This is a genomic window from Streptomyces sp. HPF1205, from assembly GCF_020400825.1.
Taxonomy (GTDB): Bacteria; Actinomycetota; Actinomycetes; order Streptomycetales; family Streptomycetaceae; genus Actinacidiphila.
Window position 1 is genome coordinate 370,590 of sequence record NZ_JAINVH010000003.1, and the last position, 24,256, is coordinate 394,845.

General features: G+C 75.4%; 22 protein-coding genes. 5 read left to right on the forward strand and 17 right to left on the reverse strand.

The window, feature by feature from the left end; translation table 11 throughout:
- Positions 1-244 precede the first annotated feature (244 nt).
- Positions 245-1,315: a rod shape-determining protein gene (locus K7G61_RS05685; protein ID WP_225845505.1), complete on the forward strand. Its 1,071-nt coding sequence runs from the start codon at positions 245-247 to the stop codon at positions 1,313-1,315.
- A gap of 96 nt (positions 1,316-1,411) precedes the next feature.
- On the opposite strand, the gene K7G61_RS05690 is transcribed toward K7G61_RS05685, so the two are convergent.
- The 3 genes from K7G61_RS05690 to K7G61_RS05700 all read right to left on the reverse strand — a co-directional run bounded on the left by K7G61_RS05690 (position 1,412) and on the right by K7G61_RS05700 (position 3,910).
- Positions 1,412-2,440, reverse strand: coding sequence for a DUF2786 domain-containing protein (locus K7G61_RS05690; protein WP_374204064.1), 1,029 nt, complete (start codon positions 2,438-2,440; stop codon positions 1,412-1,414).
- A 100-nt stretch (positions 2,441-2,540) separates the two neighbouring features.
- Complete coding sequence (locus K7G61_RS05695; protein ID WP_225845507.1) at positions 2,541-3,464, reverse strand: M56 family metallopeptidase; 924 nt, start codon at positions 3,462-3,464, stop codon at positions 2,541-2,543.
- Complete coding sequence (locus tag K7G61_RS05700; protein ID WP_225845508.1) at positions 3,461-3,910, reverse strand: BlaI/MecI/CopY family transcriptional regulator; 450 nt, start codon at positions 3,908-3,910, stop codon at positions 3,461-3,463. The genes K7G61_RS05695 and K7G61_RS05700 overlap by 4 nt, the downstream gene beginning before the upstream one ends.
- 119 nt (positions 3,911-4,029) lie before the next feature.
- On the opposite strand from K7G61_RS05700, the gene K7G61_RS05705 reads away from it, so the two are divergent.
- From K7G61_RS05705 to K7G61_RS05715, 3 genes are all read left to right on the forward strand, one after another.
- Entirely contained in the window at positions 4,030-4,821 is a 792-nt protein-coding gene (locus tag K7G61_RS05705) for a DedA family protein (RefSeq protein WP_225845509.1), read from the forward strand.
- Complete coding sequence (locus K7G61_RS05710; protein WP_225845510.1) at positions 4,818-5,456, forward strand: phosphatase PAP2 family protein; 639 nt, start codon at positions 4,818-4,820, stop codon at positions 5,454-5,456. Before K7G61_RS05705 ends, K7G61_RS05710 begins: the two co-directional genes overlap by 4 nt.
- A 235-nt stretch (positions 5,457-5,691) precedes the next feature.
- On the forward strand, positions 5,692-6,111 hold the full coding sequence (locus K7G61_RS05715) for a rodlin (protein WP_225845511.1): 420 nt from the start codon (positions 5,692-5,694) through the stop codon (positions 6,109-6,111).
- Positions 6,112-6,244: 133 nt separating this feature from the next.
- Here K7G61_RS05715 and K7G61_RS36300 read toward each other — a convergent pair whose 3' ends face one another.
- The 4 genes from K7G61_RS36300 to K7G61_RS05740 all read right to left on the reverse strand — a co-directional run bounded on the left by K7G61_RS36300 (position 6,245) and on the right by K7G61_RS05740 (position 15,320).
- Positions 6,245-11,356: a DNA repair ATPase gene (locus K7G61_RS36300; RefSeq protein WP_308190589.1), complete on the reverse strand. Its 5,112-nt coding sequence runs from the start codon at positions 11,354-11,356 to the stop codon at positions 6,245-6,247.
- A complete protein-coding gene (locus K7G61_RS05730; RefSeq protein ID WP_225845512.1) occupies positions 11,353-13,536 on the reverse strand; it encodes an SPFH domain-containing protein in 2,184 nt (727 codons plus the stop codon). Before K7G61_RS05730 ends, K7G61_RS36300 begins: the two co-directional genes overlap by 4 nt.
- A 62-nt stretch (positions 13,537-13,598) precedes the next feature.
- Entirely contained in the window at positions 13,599-14,507 is a 909-nt protein-coding gene (locus K7G61_RS05735; protein WP_225845513.1) for a hypothetical protein, read from the reverse strand.
- 258 nt (positions 14,508-14,765) lie between these two features.
- Positions 14,766-15,320, reverse strand: a complete 555-nt coding sequence (locus K7G61_RS05740) for a YceI family protein (protein WP_225845514.1) — start codon at positions 15,318-15,320, stop codon at positions 14,766-14,768.
- Positions 15,321-15,440: 120 nt separating this feature from the next.
- Between K7G61_RS05740 and K7G61_RS05745 the strand changes: the two genes are divergently transcribed.
- Complete coding sequence (locus K7G61_RS05745) at positions 15,441-15,944, forward strand: MarR family winged helix-turn-helix transcriptional regulator (protein WP_225845515.1); 504 nt, start codon at positions 15,441-15,443, stop codon at positions 15,942-15,944.
- 201 nt (positions 15,945-16,145) lie between these two features.
- Here K7G61_RS05745 and K7G61_RS05750 read toward each other — a convergent pair whose 3' ends face one another.
- The 10 genes from K7G61_RS05750 to K7G61_RS05795 form a co-directional block, all read right to left on the reverse strand.
- On the reverse strand, positions 16,146-17,267 hold the full coding sequence (locus tag K7G61_RS05750; RefSeq protein ID WP_225845517.1) for a CdaR family transcriptional regulator: 1,122 nt from the start codon (positions 17,265-17,267) through the stop codon (positions 16,146-16,148).
- A gap of 166 nt (positions 17,268-17,433) precedes the next feature.
- Positions 17,434-17,718, reverse strand: a complete 285-nt coding sequence (tatA, locus tag K7G61_RS05755) for a Sec-independent protein translocase subunit TatA (protein ID WP_225845519.1) — start codon at positions 17,716-17,718, stop codon at positions 17,434-17,436.
- A gap of 196 nt (positions 17,719-17,914) precedes the next feature.
- On the reverse strand, positions 17,915-18,835 hold the full coding sequence (locus K7G61_RS05760; RefSeq protein WP_225845521.1) for a hypothetical protein: 921 nt from the start codon (positions 18,833-18,835) through the stop codon (positions 17,915-17,917).
- Between the two features lie 256 nt (positions 18,836-19,091).
- Entirely contained in the window at positions 19,092-19,601 is a 510-nt protein-coding gene (locus K7G61_RS05765; protein WP_225845522.1) for a SigE family RNA polymerase sigma factor, read from the reverse strand.
- Positions 19,602-19,702: 101 nt separating this feature from the next.
- Entirely contained in the window at positions 19,703-20,332 is a 630-nt protein-coding gene (locus tag K7G61_RS36305) for a hypothetical protein (protein ID WP_263983898.1), read from the reverse strand.
- A 187-nt stretch (positions 20,333-20,519) separates the two neighbouring features.
- Positions 20,520-20,786, reverse strand: coding sequence for a DUF6295 family protein (locus K7G61_RS05775; protein WP_225845523.1), 267 nt, complete (start codon positions 20,784-20,786; stop codon positions 20,520-20,522).
- Between the two features lie 2 nt (positions 20,787-20,788).
- Complete coding sequence (locus K7G61_RS05780; RefSeq protein WP_225845524.1) at positions 20,789-21,550, reverse strand: dienelactone hydrolase family protein; 762 nt, start codon at positions 21,548-21,550, stop codon at positions 20,789-20,791.
- A 250-nt stretch (positions 21,551-21,800) separates the two neighbouring features.
- A complete protein-coding gene (locus K7G61_RS05785) occupies positions 21,801-22,751 on the reverse strand; it encodes a sigma-70 family RNA polymerase sigma factor (RefSeq protein ID WP_374204065.1) in 951 nt (316 codons plus the stop codon).
- 209 nt (positions 22,752-22,960) lie between these two features.
- Positions 22,961-23,452 carry an SPW repeat protein gene (locus K7G61_RS05790; RefSeq protein WP_225845525.1) on the reverse strand — a complete coding sequence of 164 codons (492 nt, stop codon included), beginning with the start codon at positions 23,450-23,452 and terminating at the stop codon, positions 22,961-22,963.
- A 145-nt stretch (positions 23,453-23,597) separates the two neighbouring features.
- Positions 23,598-24,203, reverse strand: a complete 606-nt coding sequence (locus K7G61_RS05795) for a TetR/AcrR family transcriptional regulator (RefSeq protein ID WP_225845526.1) — start codon at positions 24,201-24,203, stop codon at positions 23,598-23,600.
- Positions 24,204-24,256: the final 53 nt, after the last annotated feature.

The window sequence follows — 24,256 nt, forward strand, 5'->3', positions numbered from 1 at the left end:
CGCAATACAGGTCGCGAAATCCGACAATGCGTCAATTGTCTTGTCATTCGCGCGGGCCGCCGTCCGGTCACGCACCCGCGGCGCCGAGGCACGGCCGACCCGGTCCACGTGCCCCGGCGCGGCACCGCCGACGCATCGCCGACGCATTCCCGGGAGCCGTCATGAGCCAACAGGAACCGCCCGCCCCGCCGCCCCCGCGCCGCGGGCCGGCACCGCAGGGCCCGTCGCGAGCGGGGGTGACGCGGTGACGGTGAGCCCGGGGCCGCTCGCCCCGACCCTGGAGGTGCTGCGCCGCTGCACGGTGGCGGTGGACATGGGGGCCGCCCGTACCCGGGTGTACCTGCGCGGCTCGGGGCTGGTCGTCGACGAGCCGAGCGTGGCGGCGGTCGACGTGCGCTCCGGCGCGCTCATCGCCGTCGGCTCCCGCGCCGAGACCATGGCCGGCCGCACGCCGGCGCACATCACGGTGGTGCGCCCGGTGTCGGCCGGTGTGGTGGTGGACGTGTCCATGGCGCAGCGGATGATGCGGCACGTGCTGGGCGACAAGCTCGGCCGCCGGAGGCTGAGGATGATCCTGCGCGGGATGCCCGTGCTGCGCGCCGCGGTCTGCATGCCGCACGGCAGCGAGCCGATCGCCCGCAGGGCGGCCGTGGAGACGATGCTCGGGCTGGGCGCGCGGCGGGTGGAGATGGTGGACACGCTGCTGGCCGCCGCCGTGGGCTGCGGGCTGCCGGTGGAGCAGCCCGAGGCCACGATGATCGTGGTGTGCGGCGCCGGTACGACGCATGTGGCGATCCTGTCGCTCGGCGCGATCGTCTCGGCCGAGACGGTGCCCGTGGGCGGCGACGCCATCGACCGGGCCGTCATCGACCACATGCGCAACGAGCACGACCTGCTGCTGCCCGGCCAGAGCGTGCGCGCCCTGCACCGGACGCTGGGCGCCCCGGGCCAGGGCGGCGCGCAGACCACGGAGGTGCAGGGCCGGGACGTGGTCAGCGGCCTGCCCCGCTCGGTCGTGGTCGACACCGAGGGCGTACGGCACGCGATGCACGCGCCCCTGACGGCCGTGCTGGACGCCATCACCCACGTCCTGCGGCACTCGCCGCCCGACCTGGTCGCCGACCTCGCCGAGCGCGGCATCATGCTGGCCGGCGGCAGCGCCCACATGCCCGGCCTCGACCTGCTGCTGCGCGACGCCATGGGCATCCCGGTGCACACCGCCCCCCATCCGGACACGGTCGCCGTACGCGGCCTGGGGGCGATGATCGAGGGCCGGATCCGGGCGACCCCGCTGGACCCGCTGGCGGCGGTGTAGCGCGGGCAGGGTCCGCGGCCGGTACGGTCCGCCCGTGCGGCGGCCGTCAGAGGCGGCCGTGAGAGGCGGCCGTCACAAGGGCGTCCAGGCGGATCCTCAGAGGCGGGCGCGGTCGGCGGCCCGCTCGCCGTGGTTCCACCCTTCGGCGTCGCGGCCCTTGAGCCGGGACGTGGTGGTGGCGGGGAACAGCCGCTTGGTCTCCTCCTGTACGGCCAGGTCGCGCCGCGCGAGCACGGGCAGCAGGCCGGGGGCTCCGCGGGCGCCGGCCGACTCCTCCTCGCCGGCGGCCTCGGTCAGGCGCCGCCGGATCCTCGCGGCATAGGCGATCAGGAAGCTCTCGCGGAAGTCGCGGGAGCGGGAGACGCGGCCGGCGTGCAGGGCGCGGTCGGCCTGGACGAGCAGCGAGGTGTAGAGGAGGTCGACCGCCTCCAGGTCGCTGTCGTGGCCGACGACGGTGGAGAAGCCGAAGTCGGCGGACCAGACGGACTCGCAGCGGTTCGCCGCGGCGACGGCGTCGAGGAGGAGGGCCTTGGCCCCCTCGTACGGGCGGTCCACCCCGATGCGGCGGGCGCCCGGCCCGGTGCCCGCGCCCGCCGCCAGCGCCTCGTCGATGCTGTGCCTGGCCATCAGGTGCTGGGCCTTGGCGGTCAGCGCCTCGGCCTCCTCGGGGTACCCGGTCGACTCGGCCTTGGCCAGCAGGGCCCTGATCCGGCCGAGCACCTTGCCCCCGCCGGGGGCGGCGGGCGCCGGGCCGCCGGGGCCGAGGGCGGGGACGCGGGGCAGCCGCGCGTACAGCCGCAGCAGCTCGACCAGGAGGGTCGCCCCGGAGAACCGGTCGAGCCGCTCCGCCGTGACGAACGCCGCCAGGTCCCGTCCGCGCGCGAGTTCCCCGGCCAGCCGGTGATGGCGTCCGGTGAGCTCGCGCCCGGCCATCCGTACCAGGTCGGGGTCGGTCCAGCCGCGCGCGTGCGCCTGGCCCGCGACCCGCTGGTACGCCGAGGCCGCGGCCGGCGCCCAGCCCTCCCCCGCTCCGGCCAGGACGCAGGCGGCGGCGTCGGTCTCGGCGTCCCCGCCTCCGGCGAGGACCGGTCCCAGCGCACGGTCGAAGTCGTCCACGCCGTCCATTGTCGCCGGGCCGGGCGGACGAGCCGGGCGCGGGGCCGCCCACGACGCCCGCACGAGCGGCTCGTGGAGCGGCCGCGTCCTGAGGCCGCCCGCCGTGCCGTCAGTGCTTCCGCAGTGACTGGGCCGCCTCGATCGTGCCGTGCAGGTCGTGGGCGGCCAGCAGGGCCGTGCCGGCGGACAGGGCGAGGCAGGTGGCCAGGAGGGCCGCGATGGCTCGCGGCGCCGGACGCGGGACGGCGGGCGGCGAGAGAAGGGCGGCGACCCTGCGGGGGACGGGGCCGCTGGTGGCGGACAGGACCGGGACGAGCGGCCGGGGGGCGGGACGCGCGGCCAGGGCGGCGCGGCCGATCGCGCGGGCGGCCAGGCGGCGGTCGCCGACGGCGTCGGCCGCGGCCTCGTCGGCCCAGCGTTCGAGGGCGTACGACAGGGGGCCGCGCAGGAGCCGCAGGGCGGGGTGCGCCGCGCAGGACAGGGCGAGGCCGGTGAGGAACATGTGGTGGCGCCCGGACAGGTGCGCGCGTTCGTGGGCCAGCAGCGCCTCGCGCTCGGCCGGGCCGAGCGCCTCCAGCATGCCCGAGGTGACCACGATGCGTCCGGGCCGGCCCGGCAGCGCGTAGGCGTCCGCGTCCGGATCGGCCAGTACGGTCAGGTCGCCCGCCGGGGTCCCGGCCGCCGCCACGGCCCGCCGGGCCCGCGCGGCCAGCACGACGTGCGCCCGTACCGTACGGGCCACCGCCACGACCACCGCGCTCAGCAGGACGGCCGCGGCGCACGCGGCGGGCACGGTCACCTGGTCGCCCACCACGGGCAGCACCAGGTGCCCCATGGCGGCCACCGGCGGCAGCATCAGGGCACCGGCGCCCGCGAGCAGCGCCAGCGCGGCCGTACTGCACACGGCGAGCACCACGGCGGAGCCGGCGACCAGCCAGGCCGCGGCCTTGGGCGGCAGCGCCTCGGCGAGCCGCCGCGCGGCGGGCGCGGCCAGCAGGGGCAGCACCAGCGGCATCCACACCACGTAGTTCACGCGCCCCGCCCTCCGTTCGCCCCATGGCGCCCCGCGCCGTCCGGTCCGGCCGCGCGGTCCCCGGTGTCCCCCGGCGTCTGCGCCAGCAGCGCCCGCAGCAGCGCCTCGTCGTCGGGTTCGAGCCCGGAGACGAACCGGGCCAGTACGGTGCCGCGGTCGTCGCGCGCCGACTTGTCGAGCTCGGTGCGCATCCGGCGGGCCGCGAGGCCGGGCGAGTCCTGGACGGGCAGGTAGGCGTAGCCGCGGCCGGCCCGGGTGCGGCTGACCGAGCCCTTCTCGTGCAGGCGGGCGAGGATCGTGGTGATGGTGGTGCGGGCCAGGTCCATGCCCAGTTCGCGCTGGACGTCCGCCGGGGTCAGCGCGCGGCCGCCGGCCGCCCACAGGGCGGCGAGCACGCTCGCCTCCAGCTCGCCCGACGGGCGGCGAGCCGCATTGGCGTCCGCCATGAATCGCCCCTTCCCGCTGCTTCGTCTACAGTTGCAGTTCACCTGACTGACTACACGACTGTAGTCGATCGGGTGTTCCCGCCGCGCCCCGACCACCATTATGGGAGGGCTCCACCGCCATGCCCCCGCCCGTGCTGAACCAGGCCGTCAACGTCCTTGACGCGACCTCGCTGCTGTCGTCGTTCGGCGCCCTCGGGATCGCCGTCGTGCTGTTCGCCGAAACCGGCCTGCTCGTCGGCTTCTTCCTGCCCGGCGACTCCCTGCTGTTCACCGCGGGCCTGCTGTGCGTCGGCGGGTCGTCGCACACGGTGCACCTGTCGCTGTGGCAGGTGCTGCTCGCCGCCCCGGCCGGCGCGCTGCTGGGGGCGCAGACCGGTTACGTGCTCGGCGGACGCGGCGGCTCCGCGCTGCTGGCCAGGAGCCGCAACCGCAAGCTGCACGAGGGCGCGGCCAGGGCCGAGGAACTGCTCGGGCGCTACGGGCACGCCAAGGCCGTCGTCCTGGCCCGCTTCATCCCGGTGGTGCGCACGGTGCTCAACCCGCTGGCCGGCACCCTGGGCGTGCCCGCCCGCACCTTCACGGTCTGGCAGGTCGCCGGCGGCGTGGTCTGGTCGGTGGGCCTGGTGCTCGGCGGCTACGCGCTCGGCTCCTCGATCCCGCACGTGGACACGTACCTGCTGCCCATCGTGGCGCTGATCGTGATCCTCTCGCTGATCCCGCTCGTCCTCGAAATGCGCAAGGGACGCGCGCGTGCGGGCCGGGGCGCCCAAGGCGGGGGCAACGGCGGACAGGACGGGGGCGGCGGAGACGGCGGGGACGGGGGCGGCGGCGCGGACGGTCCGCGCCACGGCGGGCGCGCGGCGCGCGTCCCGGCGGCCGGCCCGGCGGCGGATTCGGAGGGACGGCTGTGACCTCGCAAGTGGACGCCGGCCTGTACCGCTGGGTGGTCACCCTCACCCACCACGCCCCGCAGCCGCTCAACGACACGGTGAAGTTCTTCAGCGACTTCGGCCTCGGCCTGTTCGCCGTCCTGATGCTGATCGCCTGGTGGCGCGCGAGGCCGGCGGACTCCGCTCGGATGGCGGCGGCGCTGTCCGTACCGCTGATCGTGGTCGCCGTCTATCTCGTCAACGACCTGGTCAAGTCGGGTGTCGACGAGACGCGGCCCTGCCGGACGCTGCACACCGTCACCTTGGAGGCGTGCCCCGGGCCGTCCGACTGGTCCTTCCCCAGCAACCACTCGGCGATCGCGGCGGCGGCGGCCGTCGCGCTGCTGTTCGCGAGCCGCAGGATCGGGTGGTACGCGCTCGCGCTCGCCCTGCTGATGGGCGCCTCCCGGGTGTGGATCGGCGTGCACTACCCGCACGACGTGCTGGTGGGGCTGGTGCTGGGCGCACTGGTGGCCTGGCCGCTGGCGCTGGCGGCCCCGCGGCTCGCGCCCGTGGTCGAGCGGCTGCGCGGGACGCGGCTGCTCGGGCCGGCGCTGCTGGCCCCCGGGCCCCAGGAGAACGGGTCGCGGGGAGCCACGACCGCGCCCCAGCCGTAAACGCTGCCGTCTCCCGGCGGCCGTCCGGTGGACGGCCGTCGGACGGGTTGTGTTCACGCGTGCGCAACGACGGCGGGGCGGCGACGCGCGGCCGGCCCGGCCCGGCCCGGCGGGGCGGGCCGGGCCGGGAGCCGCGGGTCCGCGCGACACGCCGACGCCCGGACGAATCAGCCACATACCGGGACTCTCGGTGCGATCGTCGCATTACCGCATCTTCATCACTGATGGGAGTGACATGCGCATTCGTACCCTCCTGGCCGCCGGTGGCCTCGCCGTGGCGGTCGTCACGGGCTCCGCCGGGATCGCCGCGGCCGCGCCGGCGCACTCGGGTCCGGGCACGACCAACGGCAACGGCAACGTCGGGGCGTTCGGCAACACCCGTACCGGCGGCACCCAGAGCCCGCAGATCGGCCTCGTCCAGGGCAGCCTCAACAAGCCGTGCGTGGGTCTGGCCGGCAAGGTGAACGTCGGCTCGCTGATCGGCGTCATCCCGGTCACTCTGCAGGACCTCAACGTGCTGTCGAGCCCGCAGAACCAGCAGTGCACCGACAACTCCGCCCAGATCAAGGGCGACGAGCCGCTGTCGCACATCCTCAGCGACGACCCGATCCTCTCGGGCAACGGCGCGCGCTTCGGCGGCCACGACCGCCGCTGATCCCGTCCCTCCCTTCGGAACCCCTGAGCACGCTTCCCGGCCGGACCGCCGCCGCCCTCCCCGCGGCGGCGGTCCGGCCTTTCCAGGCGCCCAAGCGCCCAAGCGCCCCGGGACGTCACGAGGCGGCAGTACGTCAGGGGCGCGCGGCGGCCGCGTGCGCCGCCTTCACCTCCGCCCAGCGCGCCGCCTGCGCGGGCGTCAGCGTGCCGCGGATCTCGGCCAGCTTCAGCAGCGCGGCCTCCGCGCCCGAGGCCAGCGCGCCCGCCTCGGCCCGGTAGTGGTCGCCGACCAGGTCCTCGACCTCGGCCGGGCTCATCGCGGGCACGACACGGGCGGCCAGGGCCGCCATGTCGCGGTAGGACCCCTGGAGCAGGAACGGCGGCTCGGTGCGCGCGGTGTCGGCCTGGGCGGCCGAGGCGATGTAGGCCGCGTTGACGGCGAGGACGGTACGGCGGATCCGCACCAGGTGGCGCAGGACGGCCAGGATCCCGTCGCGCTCGGCCGCCGGGTACGGGTGGCGCAGGTCCTCGGCGCGGGCCGCCGGGTCGCCCTCGGCGAGGCGGACGAACAGTTCGGTGTCGGCCCGGTCGCGGCCGGCCAGCGGGGCGAGCACCTCGTTGGCCGTGAGGGCGTTCTCCAGGAAGCTCAGCGCGAACAGGTCCGCGCGGCCGGCCAGCACGTCGCCGAGGTTCCACAGGTCGGCGCGGTTGGCCAGCATGTCCGGCACCCGGAAGAGCCGGCCGGACTCGGTGTAGGGGTTGCCGGCCATGCACACCGCGAACCGCTTGCCGCGCAGGTCGTACGTCCGCGCCGCGCCCTCGATCCGGCGGGTCGCGTCGCACAGCGGGATGAACTTCTGCAGCAGTTCCGGCGAGGTGTGCTGGATGTCGTCCAGGTACAGCAGCACGCCCGTGCCCATCTCCAGGGCGAGTTCGATCTTCTCGACCTCGCGGCGGGCGGCCGCGTCGGGGGCGCGGGCCGGGTCCAGCGAGGTGACCGCGGCGCCCAGCGCCGGGCCGGAGACGGTGACCAGGGCCAGGCCGAGCCGGGCCGCCACGTACCGCACGAGGGACGTCTTGCCGTAGCCCGGCGGCGACATGAGCATGAGCAGGCCGCCGGCCGGGCCGAACTGCTTGGCGAGGCTGTCGCCGACCAGCGGCAGGCAGACCTCGTCCAGCAGCCTGCCCCGCACGAAGCCGGTGAGCGGGCGGGGGCGGAGGGCGTCCAGGCGCAGCCGTTCGCGTTCGGCGGCGACGAGTTCGGCGCGGCGCCGCCGGTAGGCCCGGTACGCGGGCACCTCCTCCGCCTCGAACCGCCGCACCCGGGCGAGCAGGCCGTCCAGCCGCACCGGCAGCCGGCCCGCCGTGACGCGCGGGTGGCTGCCGAGCAGCCCCTCGACGGTCGTCGCGACGCCGCCGTCGACCGGGTAGCGCTCCGCGGGGCACACCAGCAGGGCCGCCGTCTCCGCCACGTCCCCGGGATCGGCGCCGAGGCCCCCCAGCCACGCGGCGGCCAGCTCCCACCGCGCCCGCACATCCGGCCCGAGCGACTCCAGTTCGGCCACGAACTCCTTGTACGGGACGCCCTGCCGGCCGCCCAGCGCGTCCGCCAGCCGCTCTTCGAGCGCCAAGGCGCCCGGGCCGACCGCGAAACCGGGCCGGTCCGCGGCCAGTTCGGCGACCAGATATTCGGCGGTCAGGGCGGGGTCGAGGGGACGGTCGCCGCCCTGGGCGCCGGGCGGCGCCACCGTACCGAGGAACTCACGCGCCGCCGCGGCCACTTCGGCGGTGAGCGCGGTGAGGGCGCCGAGCGCGTCAAAGGCCGCGTCTTCGGCGCCCGGCCGCGCGCCGAAGACGGTACGGGCCCGGGCCAGGGAGCGCGCCCGTGTCGTCCACGCGGCCCGGGCGGCGGCCGGGACGCCGTACGTCCACAGCACCTGGGCGGCGGCGCGCTCGGCGGCCGGGTAGCGCAGCAGCCCGGCCCGCTCGTGCAGGTCGCACAGCGCGGCCAGGACGAGGGTGGCGTCGTGGTCGTGCACCCCGCGCTCGTACCCCTCGTCCGGTCGCGCGGCCACGGCCTCGCGCACAAGTGCGGCGAGCCGGTCCCTGGGCACCCGGTCGGCGTCCCCGCGCGCCCGCAGCGCGGCGTCCAGGAGCGACACCGCCAGGTACTCCGCCCGGTACAGCCCGGGTGTCTCCGAGGGGAGCGGGCGGGTCCAGAAGGGGCGGGTGGCGGCGAAGGCGGGGTCGGTGACCGGCGCCAGGTAGTCGGTGCCGGTGATGGTGAAGGCCAGGGCGCCGTCGTGGGGCACGAGGGCGAGGTCGAAGGTGTGGGCGGCGACCGGGAAGGTGTGGCGGCCGAGGCGGACGGTGGTGCCGTCGGGGCCGAACAGGTCGAGGCGGTCGCGCAGGGTGCGGGCGGCTTCCTGCCGGGCGTCGGCGAGGGCCGCGTCGAGGGCGGCGGCGCCCGCCGGGTCGCCCAGGGCGCGCAGCCGGTCGGCGAGGGCCCGGTGCCGGGCGACGGTCGGGTCGGCGGCGAAGAAGGCGTTGAGGTCGTCGGGTGAGGCGGCGGCCGCGGCGCGGCGGCGGATGCCGTCCAGGACGCGGGTGGCGGACTCGGCCAGGCGCCGGGCGCGGGCCGCGCGGTCGTCGGCGAGCGCCTGGCGGCGGGCGGTGAACGCCTGGTGGATCTCCTCGCGGCGCGTGTCGAGCGCGGCGAGGCGTTCGTCGTCCCCGGCGAACCGCGCGGCCAGGTCCTCGGCCCGTGCGAGCAGCCGCGCCACCTGCTCGTCGCACGCCTCGGGCGTGTCGCAGCCGGCCAGTGCCCCGGCCGCCGCCTGCGCCAGCAGGGCGCTCTCCGCGGCGAACTGGTCCGCCGACTCGGCCGAGCTCAGCTCCCGGCGGCGGGCCTCCAGCAGCGCCCTGGCCCGGTTGACGGCGCCGAGCACGTCGCCCGCGCCCTCCAGGATGCGGGTCCGCACGGTGACGTCGGCGACCTCCAGGCCGGCCACGGTCTCGGTGACAACGGTGAGTTCCGCGGCCTGTTCGTCCAGGGACGCGGCGAGCGGTTCGGCCGCCACGGACGTGGTGATGGCCCCGGCTTCGGCGGCGAGCGCGGCGATGCGCGCGTGGTGGGCGTCGAAGGCGTGGTCGCCGGCGAAGTGGCCGGCCGCGCGGGCGCCGGCCTCGGCCAGGGCGGCGGCGAGGTCGGCCTCCAGTGCGTCCAGCCGGGCGGTGTCCGCGTAGCGCAGGTCCCGCAGCGAGCGCAGGCGGCCGCTCATCCGGCGCAGGTCGGTCAGCCGGCGGACCCATTCCCCGGCGCCGGCCGCCGCCTCGCCCCTGATCCGCCGGCCCAGCCCCGCGACCGCGTCGGCGGCCTCCTCCACCGCGCGCGCCGCCTGGTCGGCGAGGTCGCGCACCCTGGCGTACTCGGCGAGCACCGCGTGCCCGGCGTCCCGGACGCCGGTCAGCGGACCGGCCAGACCGCCGGCCTCCGGGTCGGCGAGCCAGTCGTGCCGGTCGCGCAGGCGGTCCGCGGCGGCGGTCAGCGCCTCGTAGCCGGCGGCGGTCGGGGCCGGCTCCCGGGCGGCGCGGGCCAGCGACAGCGCCTCGCCGACCGCCCGCACCAGGTCGGGGTTGCCGATCCTGGCCAGCGGGCCGTCGCCAGGGGCGACGCGGGCGGCATAGGTGTCGGTCGTGTACGGGGTGGAGCGGCGCTGCACGGTGTGGACGCGGCCGGGCTCCCCGCCGTCGGCCGGGCGCAGGGTCAGCAGCGTCCCGTCCTCGTACAGCGCCCAGCCCCGCACGAGCAGCGGCGTCGCGGCCTCGCGGCGGATGAGGTGGTACGGCAGCAGCAGCCGCCGGCCGTCGGCGGCGGCGAACACGTACAGCAGGTCCTCGCCGCCGGGTGAGCGGACCAGCCGTTCGAACTCCCAGCCGTCCTCGGGCGCTTCCGCCCCCGGCGGCAGGTCGAACGCCCGGGTGCCGCCGGTCGCGAGGACGTAGCCGCCGGGGAAGACCACGCCCTGCTCCTCGGGCAGGCGCAGGCACGCCCGACCGAGCGCGTCGAGGCGCTCGATGGCGGCGGTCCTGGTGTTGACGGCGAAGTGCCGGTCCGCGCTCTCCCGGTACGGCCGCACCCGCAGCAGCACCAGCGGCCCGGCGACGGCGTACGCCACCTCGGCGTCGGACAGCGCCTGCACGGCGTCCTCGACGGGCTCCTCGTGCACCGCCGCGCCGGTACGGACCGTCAGGCGCCCGCCTGTGGTGGCCAGCTCCACGTCCTGCCCGTTCCCGGCGGTCAGCCGGATGTACGGGCGGCGGTCCGCGACGAAGTCCTCGCGGCCGACGGGGAACCACGTCAGGGCGTCGCCCTCGGCGGGCTCCGGCCGGGCCGCGCCCTCGTACACACAGCCGCCGTCCGCGCCGACCCGCCAGCCCAGCACGCGCACGTCGCCCGGGGCCGGGCCGGTCCTGAACACCACGCGCAGCAGGCCCTCGTGCGCCCGCAGGTCCACCACCCGCGCCTGCCGGTAGTACCGGTACAGCTCGCGGACGTCCCGTACGAACCCGGGGTCGTCCAGCAGCCCGCGCGGCGACGGCACTTCGGGCAGCCCGGCGCCACCGGTCCGCGGCCGGGCGGCCCGCTGGGCCGCGTCCTGCACCGCATCCCGTACGGCGGCCTGCCCCGCATCCTGTGCCGCGTCTCGGTCCGCATCCCGTACGGCGGCCTGGGTCGCGTCCGGTACGGCGGCCTGCCCCGCATCCCGTACCGCGTCCCGACCCGCATCCCGTACGACGGCCTGCCCCGCGTCCTGTGCCGCGTCCCGACCCGCATCCCGTACCGCGTCCCGTATCGCGCGGACCTGGAAGACGTCGGCGACGTCCGTCACTTCCGCCGGATTGGCCGCGAACAGCAGGTACGGACCGACAGGGGCGATGCCCGCGGGCAGTGCGGGGCGGGGGGTGCCGATGCGCTCGCTGCCCTCCAGCCGCATCCCGCCGGCGCCGAACACCTCCTGGCGCCGGGCCTCCAGGGCCTGGGCGCGGGCGGCCAGTTCGCGGGCCGCCGTGTCCAGCCGCCGCCGCAGCACCTCGTAGGCGTCGCCGTCCAGGCCGGGGCCCGGCGGCTTCTCCTCCCCGGTGGCCCTGGTCGCCCCGGTCGCCCCGGTGGCCCCGGTGGCCCCGGTGGCAGCGGCAGCCGCGGTGGCCGCGCCGGAAGCCCCCTCCGCTTCCGGCGCGTTCACCGCTTCACGGCTCCGTTCGGGGCGGAGCCGGAACCATTGGCGGCGGGCGCGGGCGCCGACACGGCCGTGGCCGCGCCGGCGTCCTCCTCACGGCGTGCGGGCGCGCCCGCGCCGGCCTTCACGAGGGCGTCGTCCGGAGCCGGCGCCCCGAGCGCCCTGACCAGCGCGCCCGCGAGGTTGCCGGAGGAGGCGTTGGCGCCGAGCGCGGACAGCACGCGGGTCGCGTCCTCGGTGAAGTCCGCGGAGCCGTCGAGCCAGGGAGCGGCGAGCTGGCGGGCGGTCTGCGAGGAGGACAGGAAGGTGTCGAGGCCGCGTCCGGCGGAGACGGCGTTGACCAGGCGGTCGACGAACAGCGACTCGCCGCCGACCACCGAGATGTCGGCCTTCTCCAGCCCCGCGGCCAGCACGGTGGCCTGCGCCTCGGCGATCTGCCGCTGCGTGTCGAGCCCGGCCAGCCGGATGTCCTTCTCGGCGGCGATCCGCAGCCGGTACTCCTCGTGGCCGCGCGACGCCTCGTCCAGCGCGGCCATGGCGGCGGCCTTCTCCTTCAGGCCCGCGGCCTCGGCCTTGAGCTTCTCGCCGACCATGGCGGCCTCGGCGCTCGCCTGGGCGGCCGTGCCGTCCGCGGTGGCCAGCGACCTGGCGCGGACGCCCTCGGCCTCGGCCTTCGCCTGCGCCGCCGTACCCTCGGCGTTGGCCAGGGACAGCAGCCGGGCACCTTCCGCCTCGGCCTTCAGACGGGCGGCGGTCGCCTCCGCCTCGGCGCGGCCCACCTTGCTGATGGCCTCGGCGCCGCGCTCGCGCACCTCCACCTCCGCCAGGCCGACGGCGGCGGCCTCGGCGCGCTCCCCCTCGGCGAGCCGGATCTTGGCCTCGGCGTCCATCTCGGCGGCGCGTTTGCGGGCCTCCGCCATGGTGAGCGCCTCGCGGGCCCGGAACTGGGCGGCCTGCTCGGCGGCCTCGGCGGCCTTGATGTCCTTGACGAGCTGCTCCTGGGCCTGCGCCTCGGCGGTGATGACCAGCGCCTGCCGTTCGCGTTCGGCCTCCTGGACCAGCCGGAGCTGCTTGATGGACTCCTCCTGCTCGGCGACCGTGCGGTCCACCGCGATCCGTTCCCGTACGACGTCGGCGACGGCCCGCCGCTCGCCCTCGACCTCCTTCTCCTTGGAGATGCGGGCGAGTTCGGTCTCGCGTTCGCGGGCGATGACCTCCAGGACGCGGTCCTTCTCGATCCGCTCGTTCTCCACGGCGATCACGCGTTCGCGGTTCTTCTGCGCGACGGCGATCTCGCGGGCCTGGTTCTCGCGCTGCACGCCGAGCGCCTCCTCGGTGCGCAGGAACGCGCCCTGGGCGCCGAGCCGTTCCTCCTCCTGCACGCGGGAGGTCACGGCCTCCTCGCGGGCCCGCAGCGTCTCGACCTCCCGGCGCTGCTTGATCTCGGCCTCGGCCTGCCGGCGCTCCAGCTCCAGGATGGTCTCGCGGGCCTCGACGTTCTGCCGGGTGATCTCCTTCTGCTCGGTGCGCTGGAACTCGTTGGTACGCACGTGCTCGACCGTGGTCAGCTCGGTGATCTTCCTGATGCCCTGCGCGTCCAGGATGTTGGCCGGGTCGAGCTGGGTGAGCGGGGTCTGCTCCAGGAAGTCGATCGCGCAGTCCTCCAGGTGGTAGCCGTTCAGGTCGGTGCCGATGACCTGGATGATCTGGTCCCGGAAGTGCTCGCGGTGGGTGTAGAGGTCGACGAAGTCGAGCTGCTTGCCGACCGTCTTGAGCGCCTCGGAGAACTTCGCGCTGAACAGCGCCTGCAGCGTGTCCTGGTGGCTGGCCCGCTGGGTGCCGATCGCCTGCGCGACCTTGATCACGTCCTCCTTGGTCTTGTTGACCCGGACGAAGAAGGTCAGGTGGATGTCGGCGCGGATGTTGTCCTGGCAGATCAGGCCCTCGCGGCCGGTGCGCTGGATCTCGATGGTCTTGACGGAGATGTCCATCAGCTCGCAGCTGTGCAGGACCGGCAGCACGACGGCGCCGGTGAAGGTGACGTCCACCTGCCTCGACTTGGAGATGATCAGTGCCTGGCCCTGCTCGACCTTGCGGAAGAGGCGGCCGGCGGTGAGGAGCACTCCGAGTGCGATGAGAACGAGCAGGGCGAAGAGCACGCCGAGCCCTATGGCGATGCCATCCATGGCGGATCAACCTCGATACGGGCGGGTGGTGGTGGGGCCCCGGTCACGGGGCCGGACCTGGGTCAGGTGGTGGACGCCGGGCGGGTCCCGGGCGGGGCGGCCCCAGGAGGATCGGTCACCGGCGGGGCGATGCCCGGCGGGGCGGCGGTGAGCGGGCCGGCCGGGAGCGGGGCGGCGGTGAACGGGCCGCCGGTGAGCGGGCCGGGGGCCGACGGGCCGGGGGGCGGCGGGCCGTCCAGCGGGTCGGCGAAGGGCGCGACCCAGAAGAACTCGCCGTCGGGCTCGTAGGCGTAGAGGAGTGCGCTACTGCCGGCCGGGAGGGGGTCGCGGCCGTTCTGCCGGACCTGGACCACCGCGGCGGACCCGTCGGGCGCGGTGACCTCGGCCTGGCCGAAGGCGCCGGTGACGGTGCCGGTTCGGACGACGCACAGCAGGCCCACGAAGTCGTCGCGGGACGGTGCGCGGCCGGCCGGGAAGAGCCCCCGCAGCGGCCGTACCAGCAGCCAGGTGCCCGACCAGGCCCCGACGAGCGCTCCGGCCAGTACGGCCCACTCGGCGGCGGTACGCGCCGGGCCGCCCCCGCTTCCGGCCGTGTCCAGCGCGATCCGCCCGGCCAGGCTCAGGAACCAGGCCAGGGCGGTGAGCAGGGAGAACACGACGGTGAGCGGCACGCCGTCCAGGCCGAGCGCGGCGATGGGTCCGGCTCCCCGGCCGTGCGGGCGGTGCCCGGCGGATCCGTGGGAAGCGGGGTGGGTCTGGGCGTGGGCCCGGGCGTGGGGTGCGGCGGGCGACGCGTGCCCGGGTGTGGCGGCCGGGCCGCCGTGGTGGTGCGCCAGGGGGCCGTGGTGGCCAGGGACGTGGAAGCCGGCGCCGCCGACGAGTACCACGGTCCAGAAGCCGGCCACGACCACCAGCGCCCCTCCGAACAGCACGGTCGGAAAGCCGAGGACGGCCCGGGTGAACTCCCCCATCTCCCGTGCGCCTCCCCCCCGTTGGCCTTCCGTTCGCGCCGCCAGAGATCGTGGCAGCCCGGGGCCCGCCGCGGCATTTCCGGTTCCCGGCAGTCTTGGGGGCCGCCTCACGTCCTGAACCGCCCGCAACCGGGGCCGGTCCGGCGGCGTCACCGGCGGGTCCCGCGAACGCCGCCGGCCGCTCCCGCGGGTGAGCGGGGAGCGGCCGGAAGGGGCGGGCACGGTCCGGGGGGGGACCGGCCCGGGACGGCGGGGGTGTCAGCCCTGGGCGGCCTGGGTGGCCTCGATCTCCAGCGCGATGCGGATCTTGTCGCTGACCGCGGCGCCGGCGGCGCCACCGGTGACGCCGAACTCGGAGCGGCTGATCTCGGTCGCGGCGGAGAAGCCGGCGATCGCGTGGCCCTCGTAGTGGGTGCCGAAGCCGTTCAGCTCCAGCTTCAGGGTGACGGTCTTGGTCACGCCGCGCAGGGTCAGCTCGCCGTCGACCTCGAACAGTTCGGCGGTCTGCGGGCGGATCGCGGTGGAGGTGAAGGTCATCTCCGGGTACGTCTCGACGTCCAGGAAGTCCGCGTTGCGCACGTGGCTGTCGCGCATCTCGTTCTTGGTGCTGACCGAGGCGGTCTTGATCACGGCCTCGACCTTCGAGTCGAGCGGGTTCTCCGCGGTCACGATGGTGCCCGAGAACTCGGTGAACGAGCCGCGAACCTTGGAAACGCCCAGGTGGCGGACGAAGAAGGAGATGTCGGAGTGGACGGAGTCGATGGTCCAGGTACCGGCGACGTAACCGTCGACGACGGCGGGCTGCGTGGTCATGGCGGGGCTCCTCGGTGGGGACGTTGCGGCGGCCGGGCGGGGAGCCCGGACGTACGTTGTTGAACTCTCAGCAAATATAGCGCTCTGGTGTTGAGAGTTCAACCACTCTATACTGGACACATGAGCGACGTGGACGAGGTGCGCTGGCTGAGCGCGGAGGAGCAGGAGATCTGGCGTACCTTCATGACCGCGAACACCGAGTTCACGGCGCACATCGACCGGCAGCTGCGCCGCGACTCGGGCATGCCCATGGCTTACTACGAGATCCTCGTGCGGCTGTCCGAGGCGCCCGGCCGGTGCCTGCGGATGAACGAGCTGGCCACCGTCTCGCTGTCCTCGCGCAGCCGCCTGTCGCACGCCGTCTCCGCGCTGGAGAAGTCCGGCTGGGTGGTCCGCCGCCCGGCCGACCGCGACCGCCGCGGCTGGGTCTGCGAGCTCACCGACCAGGGGTTCGCCGCCCTGGAGGCCGCCGCGCCCGGCCATGTCACCGCTGTCCGCGAGCACCTCTTCGACGTCCTGACCACCGAACAGCTCGCGACGCTCCGCGACATCGGCCGCGCGATCAGCGCGGGCCTGAAAACGGAATGCGAAGCCGCCCGCCAGGAAGCCTGCGAAGCGGAGTAGCCCGGCCACCCCGCACCCGGCGGACCCGCGCCCGCGCAGGAAGGCCCCGCAGCCGCCGCCCACGCCGGCACCGGTGCGCCCCCAAAGGTGCGCGGGGTCCTCCGGAGAGGGTGCCCCCACGCGACCGGCCCCCCACCAACGGACGATCCGGCCACGACCGCACCCGCCCCACCGGGACGGCCCCGCCCACCCCGCCGGAGGCTAGAGCGGATTCGACGGCCAGTCGAGAAGCCTTGCCCCGAGCGCGGCGGTCTCCAGCGTGTAGCGCTGCAACGGGTCGTCCGGGTCGAACCCCGTGAGCGCCGCGATCCGCTCCAGCCGGTAGGAAAGGGCCCGCACGCTGAGGTCGAGGCGGCGGGCCGCCTCCGCGTTGACGTAGCCGGCGGCGGCGTAGGCCGCGATCGTGTCGAGCAGGGGCTTCGCGCCGCCGCGGGCCTCGGCGAGCGGCCCCAGAACCGTACGCACCAGGTCGGCCATCGCGGCCCGGTCGCGCAGCAGCACGGGAAAGACGAGCAGGTCGGCGGAGTTGAGCACGGTGGCCGTCAGGCCGAGGCGGTCGGCGAGGTCGAGCGCGCTGAGTGCCTCCTCGTAGCTGCGGACCACGCCCACCGCGCCGCTGTGCGGGCGGCTGACCGCGACCCGGTACGCCGAGGTGATCTTGACGAAGACGTCGAGCACGGCCCGCTGCCCGGTCGGGACGACGCACACCAGGCGGCCGTCCTTGGGCGCGATGAGGCCGTCGTGGTCGCCGAAGCGGCCGGCCAGTTCCCGCTCGGCGCGGCGCAGCAGCGGGTGCTTCGTGTCGTACGTCTCACCAGGCGGCGGTGCGGCCACCGCCACGACGTGCCGGTCCGCCAGCCGCAGCCCGAACCGCTCGGCCTGCTCGGCTATGCGTCCGGGGTCGCTGCGGCCGTAGAGCAAATCGTCCACGAAAGCCCGTCGGGCCTCCTCGGCCCGGCGCACCGCGTGCCGCTGGGCCCGGTCGTGCCCTTCGGCGAGCGCGGCGACGCCCGCTTCGAGGGCGGTCAGGACGGCGCTGCCGACCTGGCGCAGCTCGGCCGCGTCCCGGGCGCCCGCCACTCCCGGCAGCGTCGGCCACGCCCTGCGGGCCGCGGCAAGGTGCGCCGCCGCCAGCTCGCGCAGGCCGAAGCCGGCGTCCGCGGCCTGCTCGCCCAGCACCCGCCGGGCCTCCCGCTCGCCGCGGCTGAGCGCCCGGCAACTGGCCGACACCTCGGCCAGTGTCTCCGCGAACCCGGCGACGAACTCGGGGGGAAGCCCACCCGATGCCGTCCCCGCCGCCGACGCGACCACTGGCCCACCCACCCCGTCTGCCACACCGTTCCGGACGTCGGAAACGTACCAAGACAGCGCTCGGACGCGGCGACGGGCCTGTGGACAACCCGTTCAACCCGTTCCCGGGCCGGTCACGGGGCGGGGCACCGGAACCCGGGAGACCCGGGACCCCGGGGCCCGCAGGCGCGGCAGCCGGTTACTTCGCGGTGCTCGCGGGCTCCTCGGTGACGGCCTCGGAGGACGTCTTGATGTCGCTGGGCGTGATCGCCTCGGGCGCGGCCGGAGTGGCCGACGAGCCGGGCGCGGCACTCGCCGTCGTCGAGGAGTCGTCGTTCTTCATCGCCTTGGCCTCGGACTTCAGGATGCGCATCGACTTCCCGAGCCCGCGCGCCGCTTCCGGCAGCTTCTTGGAACCGAACAGCACGATGACGACGATCGCCACCACGATCAGGTGCCAGGGCTCCAGCCCGTTTCGCAACATGGGATCCTCGCTTCGTTAAGGGGTCCGACTAGCACTGCTTCGACTTTCGCATTGTCACCCGGGAGCCGCTCCGAACGGGACCCGGGTACCCAAAGCATGCGCAAAAAGCTCGTGAACCGGAAGACCCCCCGGCCCCACCTGCTCCGTTTGCCCCGGACGCCGCCTCGTTTCCTCGACTGTACGGCGTCCGCGCCGCTCACCGCCCCGGCCGGTTCGCGGTGGTCGTCGCAGCGGGCCGGTCCGAAGTGTTCGATGTGACACTTTTGCCGGGTGCGCCGGGATTCCTCCATTTCTTGGGCGCGGGAAGGGCGTCGATCACCCACTGCCAGCGCGGGTTCGTGACGATCCCGGTGATCTGCGCGCTGTTCAGCGGGGGTTCGGGGCGGGTGATCGGGGCGTCCTTCTCCTGCGGGGAGTTCCACTCGTCGAGTTCGACCACGGCGCCGGAGGAGGTCCGGAAGCGGGCGACCCATTCCTTGGTGGCGACGCGGTGGTCCGGGTACTCGTACCCCTTGAAGATCTGCAGGGTGCCGCTGACTCCGGCCGAGTTGTGGAGGGGGATGACCGTGCACGAGGTGGTGGGGTCGGGGTTCCGCGAGGGGCAGGTCGGCACCTCGCCCTGGGCGGTGACCCCGACCTCGACGGCCGCCTTGCCGTGGCCGTCGTCGTAGACGACGTGCGCGTACGGGATGCTCTCCCCGGTACCGCGGCCGGTCACGCCGGAAACGGTGCCGCCCGCGGGGAGCATGGAGACGAGGAGATGCTCCATCTGCTCGGCGGTGAGCGCCTTGGACGCGGGCCTGCCGTGCCCCTTGGCGGCGGCGGTGGGCTGCGGCTGCGAGGCGGAGGCGACGCCGCTGCCGTGGCCGCCCGTGCCGCTCGTGCCACCCGTGCCGCCGGTCGCCGCCAGGGCGCCGCCCACGCCGGCCGCGGCCACGGCGGCCACCGCGGCCGTGACCAGGGCCGTACGGCGGCGGCGCAGGCGGCGGCCGCGCGCGTGGCCGGCGGCGACCAGGCCGAGGGTGTCGGGGCGGAAGTCGTCGGCGGTACGGCGCAGGGCGTCGCCGAGTTCCTCGCCGTAGCGGCCGTGCGGGTCGTCGTCGAAGTCAACGGACATGGTCGGTCACCGTCTCCATGAGTCGTGGGTGTCGGGATTGCCGTGGGTGTGCCGTGGGCGTGTCGTGGATGTTGCGAATGTCACAGATGCCGTGAGTACCGCGAGTGTCGTGGCGGCCGGGAATTCGCGGGTGCCGCGCGCGGGGTCGGTCGGGCTGCCCACGGGCATGGGGTGCCGGTGGGGCGGCCGGCACGGGCGGCCGCGGGCCGCGGCGGGGCGGGGAGGGGGGCGGGACGGCCGGGGAGGCGCCGGGAGGTCAGCGCACCTTCAGGTCGGCCAGGGAGCCGCCGAGTTCGGCGCGCAGCCGCTCCAGGGCGCGGCTGGAGCGGGTGCGCACGGCCCCCGGGCTGGAGTCGAGGGCGGCGGCGGTCTCCTCGATGCTGCGGTCCTCCCAATACCGCAGCACCAGGACGGCACGGTCCTTGGGGGTCAGCCGCCCGAGCGCCCCCAGCAGGGTCACCCGCAGCGTCGCGTCCCCCTCCTGCCCGGCCGGCGGCTCCGGCAGCTCCGCGCTGGGCCGCTCACCGCTGCTGCGGCGCCGGCGGTGCGTCAGGAAGGCGCGTACCAGCACGGTCTGGGCGTACGCCGCGGGATTCCCGACCCGCGTCATCCGCCCCCAGACCACGAACATCCGCCCGAGCGTCTCCTGTACGAGGTCCTCGGCCAGAAAGGTGTCCCCGCCCGCCAGCAGGCACGCCGACCGGTACAGCTCCCCGGCCCGCGCGCCGGCGAACTCCAGGTACGCCTCCCGCTCCCTTTTGCGCACCGGCCCCGCCCCTCTCGTCGGCGTCTTCCCTCCACTCCCACCGACGCGCCGGACCCCGCCGAACGTTACGCCGGCCTCCGCGAGCCGCGGCGGGACGGCCGTCAGGCGGCGGTGGTGATCGTCGTACGTGTGAGGGGGGATGGCGTCGCGGGGCGGGCGGGACGGGCGGGGCGGTCGGTGAAGACGAGGAGGCGCAGGACGAGGAAGCGGGCCGTGCCGGTCAGGGCCGAGGCGGTGAGGTAGACGGCCTGGGTGAGGAGGGCGGACGGGTGGGGGCGCACGGCGGGGAGGGCGAGGACGGCGGTGGTGGTGACCGCGTAGGCCAGGGCGAGGGTGAGGGCGGACTGCGCGTGGACGCGCCAGCCGGCGAGGCCCTTGCCGGCGCCGAAGGTGAAGCGGTGGTGGAGCTCGGTGGCCAGGGCGGTGGAGGCCACGGTGACGGCCGCGTTGGCCGCCGCGAAGGGCACGCGGCCGGTCAGCACCAGCAGCACCCCGCTCGACAGCAGGCTGACCCCGCCGCCGCAGATCACGAACCGCGCGAACGCCGCCAGCGGGCCGCGCCGCCCCGCCCGGTCCCTCGTCTCCCGGTCCCTCGTCTTGCGGCTCTTCGCCGCCCGGTCCGTCGCGGCCCGGTCGCTCGCCGCCCGGTCCGTCGCGGCCCGCCCCGCCCGGCCGGTCGTCGCCCGCCCCGCCGCCGTCGCCGTCCTTCGTATCCCGCCCTTGGTCCCCATGGTGTCAACTGTGCCCGCCTCCACTGACATCGCGCCTACACGGCGCTGACAGGACCCGCACCGCGGCCTGTCGGGGAGGTGGCGCACCCCGGCGGGCGGGGGCGCGTACGGGTTGCGCGGGCCGCGCGGGGCGCGTTACGGGGGCCGGGTGCGCGGGACGGGCGTGCGCGCGCCCGGCCCCGCGCGGTCAGGCCCGCATCTCCACCGGCACCGCCGCGAGCGCCTCCTGGATCGCGGCGACGAGCCGCTCGGCGGAGTCCGCGGTGAGTTCGAGGGCGACGCGGGCGCCGGGACCCTTGGCCGGGGCGGCGAAGTCGATGTTGAGGGTGTGTTCGGCCAGGGCGTGGACGGGGTGGTCGAAGTAGACCGTCACGTCGGTGACGCGGAACCACGCCCCGCCCGGCCCCTTCGCGCTGCCGTCGATCGCGTCCTTGACGGTGGTGTAGGTGCACACGGTCAGCTCCCGAGGTGCTTGCCGAGGAACTCGGCGACGCGTTCCCAGCCGTCGTTGGCGGCGGCCACGTTGTAGTTGGCGCGGTCGGGGGAGAAGAAGCCGTGGCCCGCGCCCTCGTACGAGTGGATCTCGACGTCCTTGCCGGCGTCGGTCAGGACGCGGCGCAGTTCGGCCACCTGCTCCGGGCCGGGGTGGGTGTCCTGGTCGCCGAACAGCCCCAGCAGCGGGGCGCGCAGTCCGGGCAGCTTGTCGGTGAGGGGGGTGACCTTCAGCGGCAGGCCGGCCGGGACGGTGCCGGTGACGAAGGCGCCGTAGCAGTCGACGACGGCGTCGACGTCGGTCTCGCAGCCGGCCAGGACGGCCTGGCGGCCGCCGGAGCAGTAGCCGATGACGCCGACCCTGCCGTTGGAGGTGGGCAGCGCGCGCAGGTACGCGGCGGCCCCGGCCACGTCGCCGACCAGTCGGGCGTCGGGTACGCCGCCGGCCGCGCGGACCACGGCGGCCGCGTCGTCGGGCGCGGCGCCGGGCGCCTCGCGCGTGTAGAGGTTCGGGCAGACGGCGTCGTAGCCGAGTTCGGCGAAGCGGCGCACCATCTCCTTGGTGGAGCGGTCGTAGCCGGGCAGGTGGTGGATGACCACCACGCCGCCGCGGCCTCGGTCGCCCTCCGGGCGGGCGAGGTACGCCTCGACGCTGTCGCCGCCGTCTCCGGTGATCGTGACGGTGGTGGCGGTCAGAGAGCCGGAAGCAGTGGATGAATCGCTCATACGGCCCTCTATACCATAAGGTTGGACTGCACAGTTTGCACTGAGGAATACGCCGGTGAACGGCCGCGCGCGGGCCCGTGCGTCCACCGTCCGGCAGACCGGCGCCCCCGCGCACGGTCACCGTACCGTCACCGTGCGCACGGGGACCACCGCGTCCGCGACGAGCGCAGCGACCACCGTGCGCCCGACGAGCGCGACGACAACCGTGCGCACGGCACGCCGTACGCCCGCACGCCCGCCCGTCGCGCGGTCAGCGCACCGCCGTCCAGTCCATCGCCTCGATCCGCTCCGGGTCGCCGAGGATCTGGATCGAGGTGATGCGCCCGTCCCGGACGGTGAACGCCATGACGGCCGACGGTTCCCCGCCGCGCAGGCCCAGCAGGCCCACCGTGCCGTTGACGAGCACCAGGTCCGCCTCGGACGCGCTCGCGGAGAAGGTGATCGCCTGGCTCGCGATGGTGGCGGCGCCGATGACCTCCCGCGAGTGGCCGACAGGTCCGGCGCCGACGTCGGCACGCAGCACCGCGTCCGGGTGCAGGAGGGCGACCAGCGCCTCGAAGTCCCCGCCGCGGGCGGCGGCCATGAAGGCCTCCACGACCTCGCGCTGCCGGGCCAGGTCGGGATCGGGCGTGGTGCCGGCGCCCCGGACCCGGCGGCGGGCCCGGCTGGCGAGCTGCCGGGCGGCCGCCGGGGAGCGGTCCACGATGGGGGCGATGTCGTCGAACGGCACGGCGAACATGTCGTGCAGCACGAAGGCGAGGCGTTCGGCGGGCGCGAGGGTGTCGAGCACCACCAGCAGCGCCAGCCCCACCGCGTCGGCGAGCAGCGCCTCGTGCTCCGGGTCCACGGCGTCCAGCGCGCTCACCACGGGGTCGGGTACGTGCGTGTCCAGCGGCTCCTCGCGGCGGGTCTTGCGCCGCCGCAGCATGTCCAGGCACACCCTGGCGGTGACGGTGGTCAGCCAGCCGTCGAGGTTGTCCACCTGGCCGGCGCCGTGACGGCTCAGCCGCAGCCACGTCTCCTGCACCGCGTCGTCGGCCTCGGCGAGCGAGCCGAGCATCCGGTACGCGACCGCCTTGAGCTGTCCGCGCTGCCGCTCGAACCGGGCCGCCAGCGCGTCCCGCTCGTCCCGCCCGTCCTGCTCGTCCTGTCCGTCCTGTCCGTACCGCTCGTCCCGCCCGTACCGCTCGTCGTTCGTCACTGCGTCGCCCGTTTCCGTCCTCGCGGCTGCTCGCACGGCCCCCGCCGTCGCCGCTCATCACGATGACGCGGCCCCGCTCGGGTTTGTGACGCGGCCCCCGGGGCGGGCGAGAACCGGGAGGCCGGGCCCCGGGCACGGGACCCGGGCGCGGCGAGAAAAATGCGGGCGGCCCACGAGGGAGCCGTCCGCATCAGGGACCCACCGGACCGTCAGTGCGCCATGTCGCCCCTCGGGGCGGTCGGCGCCGCCGCACGCTGGGCGCCGGAACGCCTCTGCTTCATCAGTCCGATGCCCATGGTGGCCAGCCCGAGGGCGATGGCCACACCTCCGACCCAGGCGTTGTTCATCACGTTCTTGAACACGCTCTCGTTGCCGGACACCACCCACGGGGCGATGATCGTCCACGCGCCGATCGCGCAGGCCACCCAGCCCAGCCCGTGGGTCCGCTCCAGCACGGAGCCGAAGCCCATGCCCAGGACCGCGAGGGCGAGACCGGTGATCAGGTTGCTCACCCTGAGCGCGGGGGCCGTGCCCTGGAAGCCCACGACCCACGGCGAGATGGCCAGGTACAGGCCCGTCAGCATGCACAGGCCCTCGATGACCCCCGTCGTCGGCCGGGCGGAGGCCACGGCGTAGCGCTCGCGGAGAGCCAGCAGATCAGGGTGGGTGTCGATGTGCGATTCCGTCGAATGGGTGGCCATAAGGAGCCACCTCCCTCGCCAATCAGTCACTTGTGCCGCCGGATGGGACTTTCGGATCTCCGGTCCGAAGGTGCCGCGCCCTCACTCAGCGTAGGACTTATGCGATCCTTATTTCCACCGCAGGAGCGGGAGAAACCGGGCGACTTCATACTGTTTCGATTACGACCGGTTCCGTCGTGACCGGCGCCGCCGCCAGAAGGGCGGCCGCGGCGGCCCGGGCGGTGGTGGACGCGGAGGGGTCCCGGTCCAGCCGCGCGGAGGTGCCGGCGCCGTCCCAGAGCAGCAGGAGCTGGCGGCTCAGGCCCTCGGGGTCGGCGTATCCGGCCTCCTCGGCGAGGGAGGCGAACAGGCCGCGCAGCCATGAGCGGTAGGCGTCGGTCTCGCGGGCGATGCCGCTGTCCTCCGGCGCCTCGGCGCTCGCCCGCTGGAACGCGCACCCCCGGTAGCCGGGGCCGGTGAGCTGCTCGCCGAGCGCGTCGAAGACGCCCAGCAGCTTCTCGCGGGGGGTGCGGTAGCGGGTCAGCACCCGCTCGACCCTGGCCATGTTGCGATGGCGGCGGGCGTCGAGGTACGCGCAGACCAGCGCCTCCTTGCTGCCGAAGGAGTTGTAGAGCGAGGCCTTGGCGACACCGGCGCGTTCGATGACCCGGTCGATGCCCACGCTGAGTACGCCCTCGCTGTAGAACAACTCGTCGGCGGCGGCGAGCAGCCGGTCCCTGGCGGACGTCTTCGCCGCGGTCCTGGTCGCCATGGCGTTCACCTTTCAGACAGGTCTGTCCAGACTAACTCCCCGCCCCGGCCGTC